General features: G+C 54.0%; 19 protein-coding genes and 3 tRNA genes. 2 read left to right on the top strand and 20 right to left on the bottom strand.

The window, feature by feature from the left end; translation table 11 throughout:
* A complete protein-coding gene (locus GYRE_RS09265) occupies nt 1-219 on the top strand; it encodes a DUF3820 family protein (protein ID WP_006821052.1) in 219 nt (72 codons plus the stop codon).
* Here the strand turns inward: GYRE_RS09265 and GYRE_RS09260 are convergent.
* A complete protein-coding gene (locus tag GYRE_RS09260; RefSeq protein WP_038254826.1) occupies nt 216-1,205 on the bottom strand; it encodes a bile acid:sodium symporter family protein in 990 nt (329 codons plus the stop codon). The genes GYRE_RS09265 and GYRE_RS09260 overlap by 4 nt on opposite strands.
* 89 nt (nt 1,206-1,294) lie before the next feature.
* Here GYRE_RS09260 and GYRE_RS09255 point away from each other — a divergent pair, with 89 nt between their 5' ends.
* The gene (locus tag GYRE_RS09255; RefSeq protein WP_006821050.1) at nt 1,295-2,221 is read left to right on the top strand and encodes a LysR family transcriptional regulator; all 927 of its coding nucleotides are present in this window, start codon (nt 1,295-1,297) and stop codon (nt 2,219-2,221) included.
* On the opposite strand, the gene GYRE_RS09250 is transcribed toward GYRE_RS09255, so the two are convergent.
* The 19 genes from GYRE_RS09250 to sucA all read right to left on the bottom strand — a co-directional run bounded on the left by GYRE_RS09250 (nt 2,212) and on the right by sucA (nt 18,902).
* Nucleotides 2,212-2,547 carry a FlxA-like family protein gene (locus GYRE_RS09250; protein WP_038254823.1) on the bottom strand — a complete coding sequence of 112 codons (336 nt, stop codon included), beginning with the start codon at nt 2,545-2,547 and terminating at the stop codon, nt 2,212-2,214. The genes GYRE_RS09255 and GYRE_RS09250 overlap by 10 nt on opposite strands.
* A 134-nt stretch (nt 2,548-2,681) precedes the next feature.
* A tRNA-Lys gene (locus GYRE_RS09245) sits at nt 2,682-2,757 on the bottom strand.
* A gap of 4 nt (nt 2,758-2,761) precedes the next feature.
* Nucleotides 2,762-2,837 (bottom strand) — tRNA-Val (locus GYRE_RS09240).
* 36 nt (nt 2,838-2,873) lie between these two features.
* Nucleotides 2,874-2,949, bottom strand: a tRNA-Lys gene (locus GYRE_RS09235).
* A 161-nt stretch (nt 2,950-3,110) separates the two neighbouring features.
* Nucleotides 3,111-3,914, bottom strand: coding sequence for a cell division protein CpoB (gene cpoB, locus GYRE_RS09230; protein ID WP_006819086.1), 804 nt, complete (start codon nt 3,912-3,914; stop codon nt 3,111-3,113).
* 9 nt (nt 3,915-3,923) lie between these two features.
* A complete protein-coding gene (pal, locus tag GYRE_RS09225) occupies nt 3,924-4,445 on the bottom strand; it encodes a peptidoglycan-associated lipoprotein Pal (RefSeq protein ID WP_006819085.1) in 522 nt (173 codons plus the stop codon).
* 33 nt (nt 4,446-4,478) lie between these two features.
* The gene (gene tolB / locus GYRE_RS09220; protein WP_038254821.1) at nt 4,479-5,771 is read right to left on the bottom strand and encodes a Tol-Pal system beta propeller repeat protein TolB; all 1,293 of its coding nucleotides are present in this window, start codon (nt 5,769-5,771) and stop codon (nt 4,479-4,481) included.
* Between the two features lie 132 nt (nt 5,772-5,903).
* Entirely contained in the window at nt 5,904-7,175 is a 1,272-nt protein-coding gene (gene tolA / locus GYRE_RS09215; RefSeq protein WP_006819083.1) for a cell envelope integrity protein TolA, read from the bottom strand.
* A gap of 40 nt (nt 7,176-7,215) precedes the next feature.
* The gene (gene tolR / locus GYRE_RS09210) at nt 7,216-7,644 is read right to left on the bottom strand and encodes a colicin uptake protein TolR (RefSeq protein ID WP_006819082.1); all 429 of its coding nucleotides are present in this window, start codon (nt 7,642-7,644) and stop codon (nt 7,216-7,218) included.
* A 3-nt stretch (nt 7,645-7,647) separates the two neighbouring features.
* Entirely contained in the window at nt 7,648-8,340 is a 693-nt protein-coding gene (tolQ, locus tag GYRE_RS09205; RefSeq protein WP_087943260.1) for a Tol-Pal system protein TolQ, read from the bottom strand.
* Nucleotides 8,337-8,741, bottom strand: a complete 405-nt coding sequence (gene ybgC, locus GYRE_RS09200) for a tol-pal system-associated acyl-CoA thioesterase (protein WP_006819080.1) — start codon at nt 8,739-8,741, stop codon at nt 8,337-8,339. The genes tolQ and ybgC overlap by 4 nt, the downstream gene beginning before the upstream one ends.
* Before the next feature lie 148 nt (nt 8,742-8,889).
* The gene (gene ybgE, locus GYRE_RS09195) at nt 8,890-9,183 is read right to left on the bottom strand and encodes a cyd operon protein YbgE (protein ID WP_038254820.1); all 294 of its coding nucleotides are present in this window, start codon (nt 9,181-9,183) and stop codon (nt 8,890-8,892) included.
* Complete coding sequence (cydX, locus tag GYRE_RS23680; RefSeq protein WP_006819078.1) at nt 9,183-9,287, bottom strand: cytochrome bd-I oxidase subunit CydX; 105 nt, start codon at nt 9,285-9,287, stop codon at nt 9,183-9,185. The genes ybgE and cydX overlap by 1 nt, the downstream gene beginning before the upstream one ends.
* A gap of 14 nt (nt 9,288-9,301) precedes the next feature.
* Nucleotides 9,302-10,441 carry a cytochrome d ubiquinol oxidase subunit II gene (gene cydB / locus GYRE_RS09190; protein ID WP_006819077.1) on the bottom strand — a complete coding sequence of 380 codons (1,140 nt, stop codon included), beginning with the start codon at nt 10,439-10,441 and terminating at the stop codon, nt 9,302-9,304.
* Between the two features lie 15 nt (nt 10,442-10,456).
* The gene (cydA, locus tag GYRE_RS09185) at nt 10,457-12,025 is read right to left on the bottom strand and encodes a cytochrome ubiquinol oxidase subunit I (RefSeq protein ID WP_038254818.1); all 1,569 of its coding nucleotides are present in this window, start codon (nt 12,023-12,025) and stop codon (nt 10,457-10,459) included.
* Between the two features lie 713 nt (nt 12,026-12,738).
* Complete coding sequence (gene sucD, locus GYRE_RS09180; RefSeq protein ID WP_006819075.1) at nt 12,739-13,608, bottom strand: succinate--CoA ligase subunit alpha; 870 nt, start codon at nt 13,606-13,608, stop codon at nt 12,739-12,741.
* Nucleotides 13,608-14,774, bottom strand: a complete 1,167-nt coding sequence (sucC, locus tag GYRE_RS09175) for an ADP-forming succinate--CoA ligase subunit beta (RefSeq protein WP_006819074.1) — start codon at nt 14,772-14,774, stop codon at nt 13,608-13,610. Before sucC ends, sucD begins: the two co-directional genes overlap by 1 nt.
* 82 nt (nt 14,775-14,856) lie before the next feature.
* Nucleotides 14,857-16,080: a 2-oxoglutarate dehydrogenase complex dihydrolipoyllysine-residue succinyltransferase gene (gene odhB, locus GYRE_RS09170; protein ID WP_038254816.1), complete on the bottom strand. Its 1,224-nt coding sequence runs from the start codon at nt 16,078-16,080 to the stop codon at nt 14,857-14,859.
* Between the two features lie 14 nt (nt 16,081-16,094).
* The gene (sucA, locus tag GYRE_RS09165) at nt 16,095-18,902 is read right to left on the bottom strand and encodes a 2-oxoglutarate dehydrogenase E1 component (RefSeq protein WP_006819072.1); all 2,808 of its coding nucleotides are present in this window, start codon (nt 18,900-18,902) and stop codon (nt 16,095-16,097) included.
* Nucleotides 18,903-19,045 lie beyond the last annotated feature (143 nt).

Here is a 19,045-nt window from a genome sequence, read left to right as displayed (position 1 = left end):
GTGGACAAAGAGCAGCTGATTGAAATTGCCAACACCGAAATGCCGTTTGGTAAGTACAAGGGGCGCTGTCTGATTGATGTGCCTGAAGAGTATCTGCTGTGGTTTGCCCGTAAGGATGAATTTCCTGCCGGGCGTCTCGGTGAGCTAATGGCAATTACGCTGCTGATTAAAACCGAGGGGCTGACGCATCTGGTTCAGCCCCTGAAGCGCTCGCGTTAAGCGCGGGCCTGCTCCTGCGCATGGAGTTTGTCGGTCTGGCGTTTATAGCGACGCGCCAGCACCGCGCAGACCATCAGCTGGATCTGATGGAAAATCATCAACGGCAGCACCATCATGCCAATCATTGATGTCGGGAAGAGAATATTCGCCATGGGTACGCCGTTGGCGAGGCTCTTTTTCGAACCGCAGAAGACGATAGTTATCTCATCGGCTTTACTGAACCCGCATTTGCGCGCCACGATAACATTCACCACGATAACAATAGCCAGCAGAACAAGGCTGACCACCACGATAAACAGCAGCGATCCGATACCCACTTTGTGCCAGATCCCGTTCACCACCGCTTCGCTGAAGGCCGAGTAAACGACCAGCAGAATCGAGCTCTGATCCGTTTTGCCAATTAACTTCTTATGACGACTGACCCAGTCACCGATCCATGGTCGCGATAAATGCCCAAGCACGAACGGCAGCAGCAGTTGCAGCATAATTTTGCCCACCTGCTCAAGGCTGCCCTCCGCACCGTGGATATTCATCACCAGCCCTACCAGCAGCGGGGAAAGGAAGATCCCAAGCAGGCTTGAAGCCGAGGCCGAGCAGACCGCTGCCGCAACGTTACCCCCGGCAAGGGAGGTGAAAGCGATGGCAGACTGCACGGTAGCAGGCAAAATACACAGGTATAAAAAGCCCGTGTACAGCGCCGGGTCGACGTTAACGGGTGCCCACCAGGCGAATAACACGCCGAGCACAGGAAAGAGAACAAAGGTACTGCACATCACCCACAGATGCAGTCGCCAGTGGCTGCCCCCGGCAATGATAGCCGCGCGGGACAGCTTTGCGCCGTGCATGAAAAACAGCAGGGCAATAGCGGCGGTGGTCAGTCCTTCAAAAAACGGAACAAAACCGCCGCGGGCCGGAAAGAAAGAGGCCAGTAAAACGGTGCAGACAAGCGTTAGGGTAAAGGGATCGAGGATTCGAAACAGTTTCATAGATACTCCTGAAATTCGATGCTGCTATTTTGCGTTTTCTGTTTTGAGAAATAAAATTGATTTATTGAATCCATTCATGAATTGAAACGATGAATTACTCGCTGCGTCAGTTAAAAGTTTTCATTACCGTCGCTCAGGCAAAGAGCTTCAGCCGGGCAGGGGAGATTATCGGCCTTAGCCAGTCGGCCGTGAGCCATAGCGTGAAGGAGCTGGAGCTGCAGACCGGTGTACGCCTTCTGGACCGCACTACCCGCGAGGTGGTGTTAACCGAAGCGGGGCAGCAGCTGGCTTCTCGTCTTGAGCGTTTGCTTGATGAATTGCACAGTACGCTGCGTGAAGCCGGGCGGGTGGGTACGCAGCTGAGTGGTCTGGTAAGAGTTGCTGCGAGCCAGACGATTTCCGCACACCTCATTCCGCAGTGTATCGCCAGCAGCAACCAGCGCTACCCGCATATCGATTTTGTGCTGCACGACAGGCCGCAGCAGTGGGTGCTGGAAAGTATTCGTCAGGGAGAAGTGGATTTCGGTATTGTCATCGATCCCGGGGTGGTTGGTGATTTGCAGTGTGAATCGGTGTTGTCTGAACCCTTTCTTTTGCTCTGTGGGATGAACCACCCTTTAAGCCAGTTGCCGCACGTGCCGTGGCAGGCATTACAGGGAGAAAGGCTGGTGCTACAGGATTATGCTTCTGGCAGTCGTCCACTTATCGATACCGCCCTGATGCGACACGGGATAGAGGCAAAGATAGTGCAGGAGATAGGTCATCCGGCAACGCTCTTTCCGATGGTTGAAGCCGGGATCGGTATCAGCGTGTTGCCCGCGCTGGCGCTGCCGTTGCCGCAGGGCAACCAGCTGTGCGTAAAACGTTTGACTCCGGTGGTTGAACGTCAGCTGATGCTGGTGCGCAGGAAAAATCGCTCATTGTCTGCTGCGGCGCAGGCGCTGTGGGAAGTGGTACGCGAGCAGGCGCAGGTGTTGACCGCTGCTCGCGTGGATGACCCGCTCTATCAGATATAAACGTCAATCTGGTTTTTGCCGACCGGGACAATCGCGCCAGCGTCTTTCGCGGCTTTTTGATCCTGCTTCTGCTGAGCCTCTTCCGCCTGTTTACGCATCAGCTGCGCCAGCTGCGCCTGCAGTACCTTGATTTGCATTTGCAGCAGTTCCTGCTGCTTTTTCTTCTCTTCGACGCTGGCGTTGGAGCCAGGAATATCCTTTAGCTTCTGAATAAGCTCGGAAATCTTCTTGGTGATGCGCGCGATTTGCGCCGCGGTATCATCACCCTGCGGACCGTCAGTTTTGCCGCCCTGGAGTAGTGGTGTTGATGTCAGAATGGTGGTCATCACGAATTCCTTCTTGCCGTAAAATAGCAATATCGGCACTGCGGCGGGATTCTTGATACGAATACTGGTAGGTGGCGGAAATGCCAGATGAATTGCAGATAGCAAAAAGGCGCCTTTAGGGCGCCTTCTTACATTGGTGGGTCGTGCAGGATTCGAACCTGCGACCAATTGATTAAAAGTCAACTGCTCTACCAACTGAGCTAACGACCCGAAGTGGTGGGTGATGACGGGATCGAACCGCCGACCCCCTCCTTGTAAGGGAGGTGCTCTCCCAGCTGAGCTAATCACCCGATATTGCGCTGGATACTTCTTACTAACTAAGTTAGTGGTGGGTCGTGCAGGATTCGAACCTGCGACCAATTGATTAAAAGTCAACTGCTCTACCAACTGAGCTAACGACCCACTATCTCGCGGCTTTTGGGATGTTTGATATCCCTTGGCAACGGCGGCATATATTACTGATTTCAGATTTCAGCGCAACATAAATTTCATTGAAGGGAACTTAACTGCTTATGATTCATGCGACACGACCAGAAATAACACGATTCCTGGTCATGTCGTCATCATTGCATCGATCCGAGACGTTTCTGCGCCTGTTTAGCACCTTCGGTGCCGGGATATTTGCTGACTACCTGCTGGTAGACGGCTTTCGCTTTCGCGCTATCCCCTTTGTCCTGCATGATCACGCCGACTTTATACATCGCATCAGCGGCCTTCGGCGACTTCGGATAGTTTTTCACCACCGAAGCGAAATAAAACGCCGCATCGTCTTTTTTACCCTTATTGTAATTCAGCTGACCGAGCCAGTAATTGGCGTTCGGCTGATACGTCGAATCTGGGTATTTTTTGACGAAGCTCTGAAATGCCGCAATAGCATCATCCTGACGAGCAGGATCCTTCACCAGTGCGATAGCCGCATTGTAGTCGGTGTTCGCATCGCCGCTCTGGGTTGGAGCGCCGCTCGTGGCAGCAGACGCTGCTGGAGCCGCATTCGTCGCCGTTGCATTTGCGGACTGATCTCCCCCCGTCTGACCAGCCTGCGCTGCGGCAGCACCGCCGCTGCTGAGGCTGTCCATCTGCAGCAAGATCTGCTTCTGGCGCTCAACGACCTGATTCAGCTGGTACTGACTCTCCTGGATTTGTCCACGGAGTGAGTCAATATCGGCCTGGTTATCAGAGAGTTGTTGCTGGAGTTGGGTCAAAAGCTGGCTGTGAGCATTAGAAATACGCTCGAGTTGGGTGACACGGTCCTCGACCGAGCCTGAGCCGACACTACTGATTGGCGCCTGAGCAAAAGCGGCCCAGGGGGCCGCTATGCCAACCAGTAACGACAGACTCAACAGGTGATGTCTGAAGTTACTGCTCATGCAATTCTCTTAGTAAACCAGTACGGCACGACGGTTTTTAGCGTAAGCCGCTTCGTCATGACCCAGTACTGCAGGTTTTTCTTTACCGTAAGAAACGATGGAGATCTGGTCAGCTGAAACGCCTTTACCCTGCAGGTACATTTTAACCGCGTTAGCACGACGTTCGCCCAGGGCGATGTTGTACTCCGGAGTACCACGTTCGTCAGCGTGACCTTCAACGGTAACTTTGTAGGACGGGTTGCTACGCAGGAAGTTAGCGTGCGCATCCAGCATTGCCGCGAACTCAGAGCTCACGTCATACTTGTCCAGACCAAAGTAAACGATGTTGTTCTGCTGCAGCTGCTGCATCTGCAGACGAGCTTGCTCTTCAGAAGACATGTTACCGTTGCCGTTAGCATCCATACCAGTGCCGGCACCCATCATGCCTTCGCCGCTCTGGTCGTTGCTGGCGTTCTTGTTAGAAGAACACGCTGCGATTGCCATAACCGGCAGAGCCAGCATCAGTCCTTTCAGCACTTTGTTCAGTTGCATTTCTTTGATTCCTATATAACTAATTATTTATTATCACAGATACGGAGACCAGGCAGGGAATTTGACCTGTCCATCAGTCGCCGGAAGACGCGCTTTGAAACGCCCATCTGTAGAAACCAGATTCAGCACGGATCCCATCCCCTGAGAAGAGCTGTAGATAACCATAGTGCCGTTAGGTGCCAGACTTGGCGTTTCATCCAGGAACGTTGACGACAGAACTTGTACGCCACCCGCTACCAGATCTTGTTTGGCAATGTGTTGCTGACCGTTGGCCGAGCTCACCATTACCATAAATTTACCGTCAGAACTCACGTCTGCGTCCTGGTTCTGATTACCTTCCCAGGAAATACGCTGCGGAGCGCCGCCGTTAATACCAACTTTATACACCTGCGGACGACCGGCCTGGTCAGAAGTGAAGGCCAGGGTCTGGCTGTCCGGGAACCAGCTTGGCTCGGTGTTGTTGCTGCGACCGTTGGTCACCTGACGGATCTGGCCAGAGCCAATATCCATCACGTACAGGTTCAGGCTACCGGTTTTAGACAGGGCAAACGCCAGTTTGCTGCCATCCGGAGAGAATGACGGTGCACCGTTGTGCTGCGGGAAAGAAGCAACCTGACGCACAGCGCCGTTGGCCAGCGTCTGGATAACCAGCGCAGAGCGACCGCTTTCGAAGGTAACGTAAGCCAGTTTAGAACCATCCGGAGACCATGCCGGTGACATCAGCGGCTGCGGTGAACGGTGAACCACAAACTGGTTGTAACCATCGTAGTCAGAGACGCGCAGTTCATACGGGAACTGACCGCCGTTGGTCTGAACGACGTAGGCGATACGGGTACGGAACGCCCCTTTGATACCGGTCAGCTTCTCGAACACTTCGTCACTGGCAGTATGGCCGGCATAACGCAGCCATTGCTTGTTCACTTTGTAAGAGTTCTGTGCCAGCACGGTTCCCGGAGCACCACCGGTGTCGACCAGTTGATAGGCAACGGTATATGAGCCATCCGGGTTAGGCGTAACCTGCCCTACCACAACAGCATCGATACCCAGCGCAGACCAGGCAGCTGGCTGAACTTCCTGTGCGGAACCCGGCTGCTGTGGCAGACGAGACCGATCCAGCGGGTTAAACTTGCCGCTGTTGCGCAGGTCGGCTGCAACAATGCCGCCGATATCTTCAGGTGCCGCACCCGGGCCCGCCCATTTAAAAGGCGCAACGCCGATTGGGCGTGCCGAGTCCACCCCTTGGGTAATCTCGATACGTACTTCTGCGTGCAGCACTGCCGCCCACAGCATCAGAAAACTTAACGCTACTCGTAATGCCTGCTTCATCATATCTCCCTTATCCAGGCGGAAAGCCCACGATAATTTAGCAGAATGTTAACAAACTCAAATACACAAAACTACCAAAACCCTGAGACTACCGTAGTTTGTTTTTCCCCGTTTGCACGGGGAAAATGCCACTTAAGGTTTGAAGTCCAGCGGTGCGTTTTTAAAGACTTCGTAAACTGCCTGTGAAGGCGGTTTCGGGATCTTCGCCTGTCGTGCTGCTGCCAACGCTGCGCTACACAGTGCCGGGTCGCCGCCTTCAGACTGAATATCTAACAACATGCCATCTGGTGCCAGTTTAATTCTGAGCGTACAAACCTTACCTGCATATGACGAGGAGTCGTAGAAACGGCTTTCAATTGCCGATTTAATCTGCCCCGCATAGTTGCTGATATCTGCCCCGGAAGCGCCATTATTCTTAGTGTTACCACTTCCCGCTGGAGAAGCATGGTTTCCTTTTGCTCCGCCACCGGTTTTCGGCGCATTCTTACCTGAGCTAAGATCGCCCAGCAGGTCGTCAACGCCAGAGGCTTCGGCTGCAGCCGCCTTCTTCGCCGCAGCAGCTTTCTTCGCGGCAGCGGCTTTGGCAGCCTTATCCGCAGCGGCCTTCTCAGCGGCAGCAGCTTTATCTGCTGCAGCTTTTTCGGCGGCGGCTTTTTCTGCGGCAGCGGCTTTAGCGGCCGCCTTCTCAGCGGCTTTTTCAGCAGCGGCAGCTTTCTCAGCTGCGGCTTTTTCTGCCACAGCCTTCTTCGCCGCCTCAGCAGCAGCCTTCTTCTCGGCATCCTGCTGCGCTTTTTTCGCGGCTTCTACTTCAGCTTTCTTCTGAGCGTCAGCAGCGGCTTTGGCAGCTTCTACTTCAGCCGCTTTCTTCGCCAGCGCAGCCGCTTTGGCGGCATCGGCTTCCGCTTTTTTCTGTGCATCAGCAGCGGCTTTTTTCGCGGCTTCAGCCGCAGCTTTTGCTTCAGCATCGGCTTTGGCTTTAGCATCGGCAGCCGCTTTCGCAGCGGTTTCTTCCGCCTGCTTCTGCGCCTGTTTTGCTTCTTCCTGGGCCTGCTTCGCATCCTGCTGCGCCTGCAGACGCTCTTTTTCCATCTGCTTCAGACGTTCCTGCTCGGCGGCCTGCTGCTCGCGCATCTCTTCCGCCTGCTGTTGCGCCTGTTTTTCACGCTGCTCTTCCGCACGTTTGGCACTGGCCTGTTGCTGCTGCTGACGGTTGTAGTTCTGAACAACCGCACCAGGATCAACCATGACCGCGTCAATGGACGAACCACCACCACCGCCTGCGGAAGCATCTATATGCTCATCGAACGAACTCCAGATCAGCAGTGCGATCAGAATGATATGCAGCACAACTGAAATGATGATCGCGCGTTTTAGCTTGTCGTTTTGTTCGGTTGCCTTCGACACTATCGGTTCCCAAAAACTATGTACCTGTTGTGAATGCGGATCAAATCGGCTGCGTCATCAGACCAACAGATTTAACACCAGCACTGTGTAACAGGTTCAGCGCTTTAATAATTTCATCGTACGGCACATCTTTTGCGCCACCGATCAAGAAGACCGTTTTCGGATTCGCCTGCAGACGACGCTGCGCTTCGGCTACAACCTGCTCAGGCGGCAGCTGCGGCATCTTCTCCTGACCAACGTTCACGCTGTACTGCCCTACCCCGGAAACCTCAACGATCACCGGCGGTTCGTCATTACTGCTGACCGTTTGCGAATCCGTTGCATCCGGCAGATCAACCTCAACGCTCTGAGTGATAATTGGTGCAGTTGCCATAAAGATAAGCAGCAACACCAACAACACATCCAGCAGCGGAACGATGTTGATCTCGGACTTCAGTTCGCGACGTCCGCGTCCACGTGCTCTGGCCATGGATTACCCCTTGTTGCTCTCGCTAGTGGTAAACGCCTGACGATGCAGAATCGCGGTGAACTCTTCCATAAAGTTGTCGTAGTTCAGTTCCAGTTTGTTCACTCGCTGGTTAAGGCGGTTGTACGCCATAACAGCAGGGATCGCCGCAAACAGACCGATAGCCGTTGCGATCAGCGCTTCGGCGATGCCCGGTGCAACCATCTGCAGAGTGGCCTGTTTTACCGCGCCCAGCGCGATAAAGGCGTGCATGATCCCCCACACGGTACCAAACAGACCGATATACGGGCTGATAGAACCCACGGTGCCGAGGAACGGAATATGGTTTTCCAGGGTTTCGAGCTCGCGATTCATGGAGATACGCATCGCACGCGAAGCCCCTTCGACAATCGCTTCTGGCGCATGGCTGTTCGCCCGGTGTAGTCGGGCAAACTCTTTAAAGCCGCTATAGAAGATCTGCTCGGAACCGGTCAGATTATCGCGACGACCCTGACTTTCCTGATACAGACGGGAAAGTTCGATACCGGACCAGAACTTGTCTTCAAACGCCTCGGCCTCACGTCCTGCTGCATTAAGAATGCGCGTACGCTGGATGATGATGGCCCAGGATGCGATTGAAAAACCAATCAAAATCAACATGATAAGTTTAACCAGAAGGCTAGCCTTCAGGAACAAATCAAGGATATTCATGTCAGTCACTGCTTAAACTCCGCGACAATAGACTTGGGAAGCGCACGAGGCTTCATTATGAGTGGATCAACACAGACAATCAGAACCTCAGCCTCGTTCAGCACCTGATTCTCCGCGTTGACGATGCGCTGCGTGAAAACCAGCGAGGTGCCACGCATCGATGTTATTTCCGTTTGGACTTCGAGCATGTCGTCGAGTCTGGCGGGTGCAAAATACTCCAGCGTCATTTTGCGTACCACGAAGGCTACGCGCTCCGCCAACAGAACCTGCTGGCTAAAGTGATGGTGGCGCAGCATCTCGGTCCGTGCTCTTTCATAGAAAGCAACATAGCTGGCGTGGTAAACCACACCACCGGCATCCGTGTCTTCATAGTAGACGCGTACCGGCCATCGAAATAGCGTTGTGTTCACTTTACATCCCGGTAATGCAAAAAAGTTTAGAGCTTTCAAACTTCGCTACTATACGCGCGGTCAAGAGGGTTTGGAATGGGTGTAGGTAAACGGAGAGTAAATTTTTATGGGCTTACGCAAGCCCATATCATTAAAGGAACATTCTTAATCAGGCGAAAAAGAATAGCAGACCGGCGAGCAGAATGAGATCGGCGAGCAACGGGCAGAAAATGCCCTGCCAAAGTACGGCTTTCGGACGGAAGCCAACGCCGTGAATCACACCGGCACAGACGGCCCACATCAGCAGAAAACCGTGCCAGATTTCAAGTTCACTGGTCTTTGCCGCAAAGCGTGACGGGTCCCAGAAAATGCACCCCGCCAGCACCAGCGCCATCAGTAAGGAAAGGGCCCTTAACGGGCCCTTGTCCATTACCGCATACAGAGTTGCGATAATCTTATTCATCAGCTCTCTTTCTGCCCTGCCTCAACGTGTTCGAGGGCCAGTGCAGTGATTATCCCAAAGGCGCAAGCCAGAAGCGTCCCCAAAATCCATGCGAAGTACCACATATTTTGCTCCTTACTTAGTACAGAGAGTGGGTGTTGCTTTCAATGTCTTGCTTAGTGATACGACCGAACATCTTCCAGTAACACCAGGTGGTGTAGGCAAGAATAATCGGTACGAACACCGCAGCAACATAGGTCATCAGGTTCAGCGTCAGCTGGCTGGACGTTGCATCCCACATGGTCAGGCTCGCGTTCATCATTGTGCTTGAAGGCATCACGAACGGGAACATCGCGATACCAGCGGTCAGAATGATGCAGGCCAGAGTCAGCGAGGAGAACAGGAACGCCCACGCGCCTTTATCTGCTTTGGTACACAGAATAGTCAGCAGCGGCAACACCACGCCCAGTGCAGGAATAGCCCACAGCGCCGGAATGTTGTTGAAGTTGGTCATCCAGGCCCCCGCTTCACGCACCACTTCTTTGGTCAGCGGATTAGACGGCGCGGTATGATCCATCGCAGACTTGATCACATAACCATCGATACCGTAGTACACCCAGACACCCGCCAGGGCGAAGCACACCAGGGTAACCAGTGCAGCAACCTGCGAGGTAGTACGAGTACGCAGGTGCAGTTCGCCCACGGTACGCATCTGCAGATAGGTCGCGCCCTGAGTCAGGATCATCGCCGCACTGACGATACCCGCCAGCAGGCCGAACGGGTTCAGCAGCTGGAAGAAGTTGCCGGTGTAGTACAGACGCATGTACTCGTCTACGTGGAACGGTACACCCTGCAGCAGGTTGCCGAAGGCCACGCCGATAACCAGCGGCGGCACAAAGCTACCTACGAAGATGCCCCAGTCCCACATGTTACGCCAGCGGGTGTCTTCAATCTTGGAACGGTAGTCGAAACCTACCGGACGGAAGAACAACGCGGCCAGCACCAGCACCATCGCCACATAGAAGCCGGAGAACGCAGCGGCGTAGACCATCGGCCAGGCAGCAAACAGCGCGCCGCCGGCGGTGATGAGCCACACCTGGTTACCGTCCCAGTGCGGAGCGATAGAGTTAATCATGATTCGACGCTCGGTGTCATTGCGACCGAGGAAACGGGTGAGCATGCCCACCCCCATGTCGAAGCCATCAGCGACCGCAAAACCAATCAGCAGAATACCGATCAGCAGCCACCAGATAAAACGCAATACTTCATAATCGATCATTTGACGACTCCTGTCTTAGCGTGCCGGCTGAGTAGTCGCAGTGGACTGCTCGTAGTGATAGCGACCGGTTTTCAGGCTGCTCGGGCCGAGGCGCGCGAACTTGAACATCAGGAACAGTTCAGCCACCAGGAACAGGGTATACAGACCGCAAATCAGCACCATTGAGAAGATGAGATCGCCTGCCGTCAGTGACGAGTTCGCCACCGCGGTAGGTAACACCTCACCAATCGCCCACGGCTGACGGCCATACTCTGCAACAAACCAGCCTGATTCAATAGCAATCCACGGCAGCGGAATCGAGTACATCGCAACACGCAGCAGCCATTTTTTCTTACCAATGCCGTTACGAATCACCGTCCAGAAGGAGGCTGCGATAATCAACAGCATCAGCACACCACACGCCACCATGATACGGAAGGCGAAGTACAGCGGTGCAACACGCGGGATAGAGTCTTTTGTTGCCTGCTGGATTTGGGCTTCCGTCGCGTCAGAGACGTTCGGGGTATAGCGTTTCAGCAGCAGACCGTAACCCAGATCTTTCTTCACATGGTTGAACTGGTCACGCACCGCCTGATCGGTAGAGCCGGAACGCAGCTGCTCGAGCAGCGCATAGGCTTTCATACCGTTACGGATACGTTCTTCATGCTGCACCATCAGTTCTTTCAGGCCAGTAACCTGCTTGTCGACGGAGCGGGTAGCAATGATGCCCAGTGCATACGGGATCTGGATCTGGAAGTGGTTTTTCTGTGCATCCTGGTCAGGAATACCAAACAGCGTAAAGGATGCCGGAGCCGGTTGGGTTTCCCATTCCGCTTCGATAGCAGCCAGTTTGGTTTTCTGCACGTCACCCATTTCGTAACCGGATTCATCACCCAGTACGATAACGGAGAGGATTGCCGCCATGCCGAAGCTTGCAGCGATAGCAAAGGAGCGTTTTGCGAAGGCGAAGTCACGACCGCGCAGCATGTAGTAAGAGCTGATGCCCAGTACAAACATCGCGCCGCAGACGTAGCCGGAAGCCACGGTGTGAACGAATTTAACCTGAGCAACCGGGTTCAGAACCAGTTCAGCAAAGCTGACCATTTCCATACGCATGGTTTCGAAGTTGAAATCCGATGCGATAGGGTTCTGCATCCAGCCGTTTGCCACAAGGATCCACAACGCAGAAAGGTTGGAGCCCAGTGCAACCAGCCAGGTTACCGCCATGTGCTGGACTTTACCCAGACGGTCCCAACCGAAGAAGAACAGACCTACAAAGGTGGATTCGAGGAAGAAAGCCATCAAACCTTCAATGGCCAGCGGCGCACCGAAGATGTCCCCTACATAGTGAGAGTAGTAAGACCAGTTAGTCCCGAACTGGAACTCCATGGTCAAACCGGTGGCAACCCCCAGAGCAAAGTTGATACCAAACAACTTGCCCCAGAATTTTGTCATATCTTTATAAATCTGTTTGCCGGAAAGGACGTAGACCGTTTCCATGATGGCCAGCAGGAACGCCATACCGAGCGTTAGTGGCACAAACAGGAAGTGGTACATCGCGGTCAAGGCAAACTGTAAGCGCGACAGTTCGACTATATCTAACATCATGACTCCTTGCTCATCGCATGAAGACTCCGAGATTGAACCTCGTTAGAGAAGGTTCAAACACATGCCCCAATACAAATTTATTTGCTCCCCTGCCCCGTTGCTGTTTCGACATAAGAGGAAACGGCCATGAGCAAAAGTTACAAATACGTTAAGAAAAAACCCAAATTGATCCCTCGATTATATTACGCCGCAAAGTCCTTACAATAAACAGGTTTTTATTGTATTAGATTTACGTTTTTCGACAGTGATCAATTTATAGCTAAAATGCTACATTCCGACCAGTTTGATCTGCGACAATTTAACGCTATTGCTATGTTTTTTCCAAGGATTACATGTTGATTTAAATCAATTTTACATCACATTGTTAATTGTGTATGTGATTAATAAGTCATGGTAAATTTGATGTTAAAAACATGTTCATTGCGTGATATGCGTGGTTACTAATTAAGGTGAAAATAGTATCCCGCGTCATTTTTGTTTACCTGTTGCAGCCCTGAGAAATCGCGGTCACCGATCTAAATAATCGTAGTGCGTTCAGTGTAATTTTCCACATGCTTCACCGACAGCGCTGTTTATTACATTTAATTTACTTTAATAACCTTAAAAATTAACACACTGCGTATATTTCAGGCATAAAAAAGGCCGCTTTGCAGCGGCCAACCATGTCGAAATCGGACATATAAAGCTCCCCGCGCGGGGAGCAGAGAGGATTACCCAATGATGGATTTCAGTGCTTCGCCGATATCAGCGAGGCTACGGACGGTTTTCACACCGGCCGCTTCAAGTGCTGCGAATTTCTCATCAGCGGTACCTTTACCACCGGCGATGATGGCACCCGCGTGGCCCATACGCTTACCTTTCGGCGCGGTAACACCAGCGATGTAGCCAACCACCGGTTTGGTCACGTGGTCTTTGATGTAGGCTGCCGCTTCTTCTTCCGCGCTACCGCCGATCTCACCGATCATGACGATCGCTTCGGTCTGCGGATCTTCCTGGAACAGTTTCAGGATATCGATGAAGTTAGAGCCTGGGATCGGGTCACCGCCGATACCGACACAGGTAGACTGACCAAAGCCGTAGTCGGTGGTCTGTTTCACTGCTTCATAGGTCAGCGTACCGGAACGGGAAACGATACCCACTTTGCCCGGCTTATGAATGTGGCCCGGCATGATACCGATTTTGCACGCACCCGGGGTGATAACGCCTGGGCAGTTCGGGCCGATCATGCGCACACCGGCTTCGTCCAGCTTCATTTTCACGGTCAGCATATCCAGCGTCGGGATACCTTCAGTGATGGTGATAATCAGTTTGATGCCCGCATCGATAGCTTCGAGGATGGAATCTTTGCAGAACGGAGCCGGAACATAGATAACGGTCGCAGTAGCGCCGGTGGTTTCTACGGCTTCACGCACGGTGTTGAACACCGGCAGGCCGAGATGCGTGGTGCCGCCTTTGCCTGGCGTTACACCGCCAACCATCTGAGTACCGTAAGCGATCGCCTGCTCGGAGTGGAACGTCCCCTGGCTACCAGTGAAGCCCTGGCAGATAACCTTGGTGTTTTTATCGATTAAAATGGACATTATTTCCCCTCCACTGCGGCAACTACCTGCTGAGCGGCATCCGTCAGACTTTTCGCTGCAATAATATTCAGGCCGCTGTCAGCCAGTTTTTTCGCACCCAGTTCGGCGTTGTTACCTTCCAGACGTACCACTACCGGTACGTTAACGCCCACTTCTTCTACTGCACCGATAATACCGTCTGCGATCAGGTCGCAGCGCACGATGCCGCCGAAGATGTTAACCAGAACGGCTTTCACATTGTCATCGGAGAGGATGATTTTGAACGCTTCGGTCACGCGCTCTTTGGTTGCGCCGCCGCCCACGTCGAGGAAGTTTGCCGGTTCACCACCGTGCAGTTTAACGATGTCCATGGTGCCCATTGCCAGGCCCGCACCGTTAACCATGCAGCCGATGTTGCCGTCGAGCGCAACGTAGTTCAGTTCCCACTGCGCAGCCTGTGCTTCGCGCGGATCTTCCTGAGACTGGTCACGCATTTCACGCAGTTCCGGCTGGCGGAACAGGGCGTTGCCGTCAGCACCCAGTTTGCCATCGAGGCAGATAAGGTCGCCCTGACGGGTGATCACCAGCGGGTTGATTTCGATCAGCGCCAGATCGCGCTCAAGGAAGATGTTCGCCAGACCCATGAAAATTTTGGTGAACTGCTGAACCTGCTTACCTTCCAGACCCAGTTTGAACGCCAGCTCACGACCCTGGTACGGCATCGGACCAGTCAGCGGATCCAGAGCAACTTTGTGGATCAGGTGCGGCGTTTCTTCCGCCACTTTTTCGATTTCCACGCCACCTTCGGTAGACGCCATGAACACTACGCGACGAGAGCTACGGTCAACAACGGCGCCCAGGTACAGTTCTTTATCGATATCGGTCGCAGCTTCTACCAGGATCTGGTGAACCGGCTGGCCGTTCGCATCTGTCTGGTAGGTCACCAGGCGTTTGCCCAGCCAGTGCTCAGCAAAAGCACGGATCTCTTCTTTGCTCTTAACGACCTTCACACCGCCGGCTTTACCGCGGCCACCAGCGTGAACCTGACATTTAACAACCCATGGGCCGGTACCAATTTTAGACGCGGCTTCTTCAGCTTCGCGCGGGGTGGTACAAGCGTAGCCGACCGGAGCAGGTAAACCGTAGCGGGCAAACAGTTGTTTTGCCTGGTATTCATGTAAGTTCATGCGTTCTATCCACTTTTCAGATAATCGTTATCATTTTACCTCCAGGCCGCGGACGGCCTGGAGGACAGGTGATACAGAGAAACTACACGTCCAGCAGCAGACGAGTCGGGTCTTCCAGCAGCTCTTTAATGGCCACCAGGAAGCCTACGGACTCGCGGCCGTCGATCAGACGGTGATCGTAGGACAGCGCCAGATACATCATCGGCAGGATCACGACCTGACCATTCACCGCCATCGGTCGGTCTTTGATAGCGTGCATCCCGAGGATGGCGCTCTGCGGCGGGTTGATGATTGGGGTAGACATCAGGGAACCGAACACGCCGCCGTTGGTAATGGTGAAGTTACCGCCGGTCAGGTCTTCTACAGTCAGTTTGCCATCACGGCCTTTCACCGCCAGCTCTTTGATATTTTTCTCGATGTCGGCCATACCCAGCAGATCAACGTCACGCAGAACCGGGGTTACCAGGCCGCGCGGGGTAGATACCGCCATGCTGACATCGAAGTAGTTGTGGTACACCACATCGTCGCCATCGATAGAAGCGTTCACTTCCGGGTAGCGTTTCAGCGCTTCAACAACCGCTTTCACGTAGAAGGACATAAAGCCCAGACGGATACCGTGGCGTTTTTCGAACGCATCACCGTACTGCTTACGCAGGTCCATGATTGGCTTCATGTTGACTTCGTTGAAGGTGGTCAGCATCGCGGTGGAGTTTTTCGCTTCCAGCAGACGCTCAGCCACACGCTTACGCAGACGAGTCATCGGTACGCGTTTTTCAGAACGGCCAGTCAGCGGCGCAACCGGTGCAGCAGCAGCAGCGGCCGGTGCTTTGCTTTCTTTCTTCGCAGGGGCGCTCGCCAGATGTTTTTCCACATCTTCACGCGTCAGACGGCCACCGACACCAGTGCCTTTAATCGCGCTGGCTTCGAGATTGTGCTCGCCGAGCAGGCGACGAATCGCCGGGCTCAGGGCATCGTTAGTCTGCTCTTCCAGAGAGGCCTGCTGGCGCTGTGCCGGCGTCGACTCTTTAGCATCCGCTTTCGCACTGGAGGCTTTACCCGCGCTGTTACCTTCACGCAGGCGACCGAGGATCTGACGTGAAGTCACGGTGGTGCCTTCGTCTTCCAGAACCGCATCCAGAATACCGTCCGCCGACGCCGGTACTTCCAGTACCACTTTGTCAGTTTCGATTTCTACCAGCACTTCATCACGGGTTACCGCATCGCCCGGCTTTTTATGCCAGGTGGCAACAGTTGCATCGGCAACGGATTCAGGCAGGTCAGGAACAAGAATATCTACGCTACTCATTATTTATCCTTTAATTAATCGACGTTCAGCGCGTCATTAACCAGATCTTGTTGTTGCTTCTGGTGAACGGACATATACCCTACCGCCGGAGAGGCGGAGGCCGGACGACCTGCGTAACGCAGGGCAGATCCAAATGGGATGACTTCACGGAAATGATGCTGGCTGCAGTACCATGCGCCCTGGTTGAGCGGCTCTTCCTGGCACCAGACAAAATCATGTACGTGAGCATACGGTTTCAGCGCATCCTGTACCGCCTGGTGCGGGAACGGATACAGCTGTTCGATGCGCACAATGGCAACATCTTTCTGATCGTTTTTGCGACGCTGTTCCAGCAGGTCGTAGTACACCTTACCAGAGCACAGCACCACGCGTTTAACCGCCTGCGGATCCAAATCGTCAATCTCGCCGATTGCCGGTTCGAAGGTCCCGTTAGCCAGTTCATCAAGGGTAGACACCGCCAGCGGATGACGCAGCAGCGATTTCGGTGACATGACTACCAGCGGACGACGCATACCGCGCAGCGCCTGACGACGCAGCATGTGGTAAACCTGCGCCGGAGTCGATGGTACGCATACCTGCATGTTCTGCTCAGCGCAGAGCTGCAGATAACGTTCCAGACGCGCGGAGGAGTGCTCCGGACCTTGGCCTTCATAGCCGTGCGGCAGCAGCATCACCAGGCCACACATACGGCCCCATTTCTGCTCGCCGGAGCTGATGAACTGGTCGATAACCACCTGAGCACCGTTGGCGAAGTCACCAAACTGTGCTTCCCAGATAGTCAGGGTGCGCGGCTCAGCGGTAGCGTAGCCGTATTCGAACGCCAGTACCGCTTCTTCAGACAGTACGGAGTCCCAGACTTTAAATTCGCCCTGCCCGTTATGCACGTGGTGCAGCGGGGTGTAGGTAGAACCATTGGCCTGGTTATGGATAACCGCATGACGGTGGAAGAAAGTACCACGGCCGGAGTCTTCACCGGAAAGACGGACGTCGACGCCTTCATCAACCAGCGTTGCATACGCCAGGTTTTCTGCACCACCCCAGTCGAACAGCTTCTCGCCGGAGGCCATCAGTTGGCGATCGCCGTAGATCTTCTCTACACGAGACTGCATTTCGATGGTTTCCGGCACCGTGCTGATGCGCTTGGCCAGCTCCTGCAGACGCTTCATTTCAACTTTGTTCGGGTAGCTCTCATCCCACTCGTGGTTGAGGTACGGCGACCAGGTGATGGAGTGCAGGTTCATCTGACGCCACTCTTTCACCACACACTCGCCCGCATCCAGCGCGTCGCGGTAAAGATTGACCAGCTCGGTCGCATCTTCAAGCGTCGTCACTTTGTTCTGCTCCAGCTTGTCAGCATAGATCTTACGCGGCGTCGGGTGCTTTTTGATTTTCTGGTACATCAGCGGCTGGGTTGCGCTCGGCTCGTCGGCTTCGTTGTGGCCGTGACGGCGGTAGCACACCAGGTCGATGAAAACATCACGTTTAAAGGTGTTACGGAAGTCCAGCGCCAGGCGGGTCACAAACGCCACCGCTTCCGGATCATCCGCATTGACGTGGAAAATGGGCGCCATCACCATCTTACCGATATCGGTACAGTACGGCGTAGAGCGAGCATCCAGCGGATTAGAGGTGGTGAAGCCCACCTGGTTATTGATGACGATACGTACGGTACCGCCCACTTCATAACCACGCGCTTTCGACATGTTCAGGGTTTCCTGAACCACGCCCTGACCGGTTACCGCGGCATCACCGTGAATCGTGATTGGCAGCACCATGTTGCTGGTCGGGTTGTCGAGTCTGTCCAGACGCGCACGTACGGAGCCGATAACCACCGGGCTCACGATCTCCAGGTGCGACGGGTTGAACGCCAGCGCCAGGTGAACCAGGCCACCGTCGGTTTCGAAATCGGAAGAGAAGCCCATGTGGTACTTCACGTCACCGGTGCCGAGGTGCTCTTTATGTTTACCCGCGAATTCGTCGAACAGATCCTGCGGTTTTTTACCCAGCACGTTGATGAGCACGTTCAGACGACCACGGTGGGCCATCCCCAGTACCACTTCACGAGTGCCGCTGTTGCCCGCGTGACGAATCATCTCTTTGAGCATCGGTACCAGCGCATCGCCGCCTTCCAGCGAGAAACGCTTCGCACCCGGGAATTTCGCGCCCAGATAACGCTCAAGGCCTTCCGCTGCGGTCAGTTCGCTCAGGAAACGCTTTTTCTCGTCAGTGGTAAAGCTCGCCTGCCCCATCACCGATTCAATGCGCTGCTGGATCCAGCGTTTTTCTTCGGTAGAGGTAATGTGCATGTATTCCGCACCGATGGAGCCGCCGTAGGTTTGCTTCAGCGCAGCAATCAAATCACCGAGCTTCATGGTGTCTTTGCCGATAGCAAAAGAGCCGACGTTAAAACTTTCCTGAAGATCGGCTTCGGTCAAATCGTGGAACGCAGGTTCCAGATCGGCCACGGTCTCCTGTTTCCACAGGCCAAGCGGATCGAGATTCGCTGCCTGATGCCCACGGAAACGCCAGGCGTTGATAAGCTGCAGGACTTTAACCTGCTTCGCATTGGTGTCAGGGTCGGAAATCGAGGAAGAGTAACGCGAGGCATCCTTCGCCAGACGACGGAAATAATCACGCGTGGTTGAATGGAATTGATCCGGTTTAACTCCGGTGCCAGGCAGTTGCTGGAACATCGAACGCCAGTTGGCGTCAACAGAGTCAGGGTCGGTTAAGAAGTCTTCATAGAGCTGTTCTATCCAGCTCTGGTTCGCACCAGAGAGGTAAGAAGAGTCCAGCCAGGCTTTCATTGCGCCGTTCTGCATCGTGATCCCTTAAGCATTTCATGCTTATTTCGCCGTAGAAACTACCACGCACACTCTGTGTACGTGCCGGGGTTCACCTGCGAGCTCTTCTCTATGTAGTGGCTCGCGAAGGAACCTTTAAAAACTGTCATTCAATGGGGCAG

Source organism: Yokenella regensburgei ATCC 49455 (assembly GCF_000735455.1).
Taxonomy (GTDB): domain Bacteria; phylum Pseudomonadota; class Gammaproteobacteria; order Enterobacterales; family Enterobacteriaceae; genus Yokenella; species Yokenella regensburgei.
This window is presented reverse-complemented; position numbering and strand designations above follow the sequence as displayed.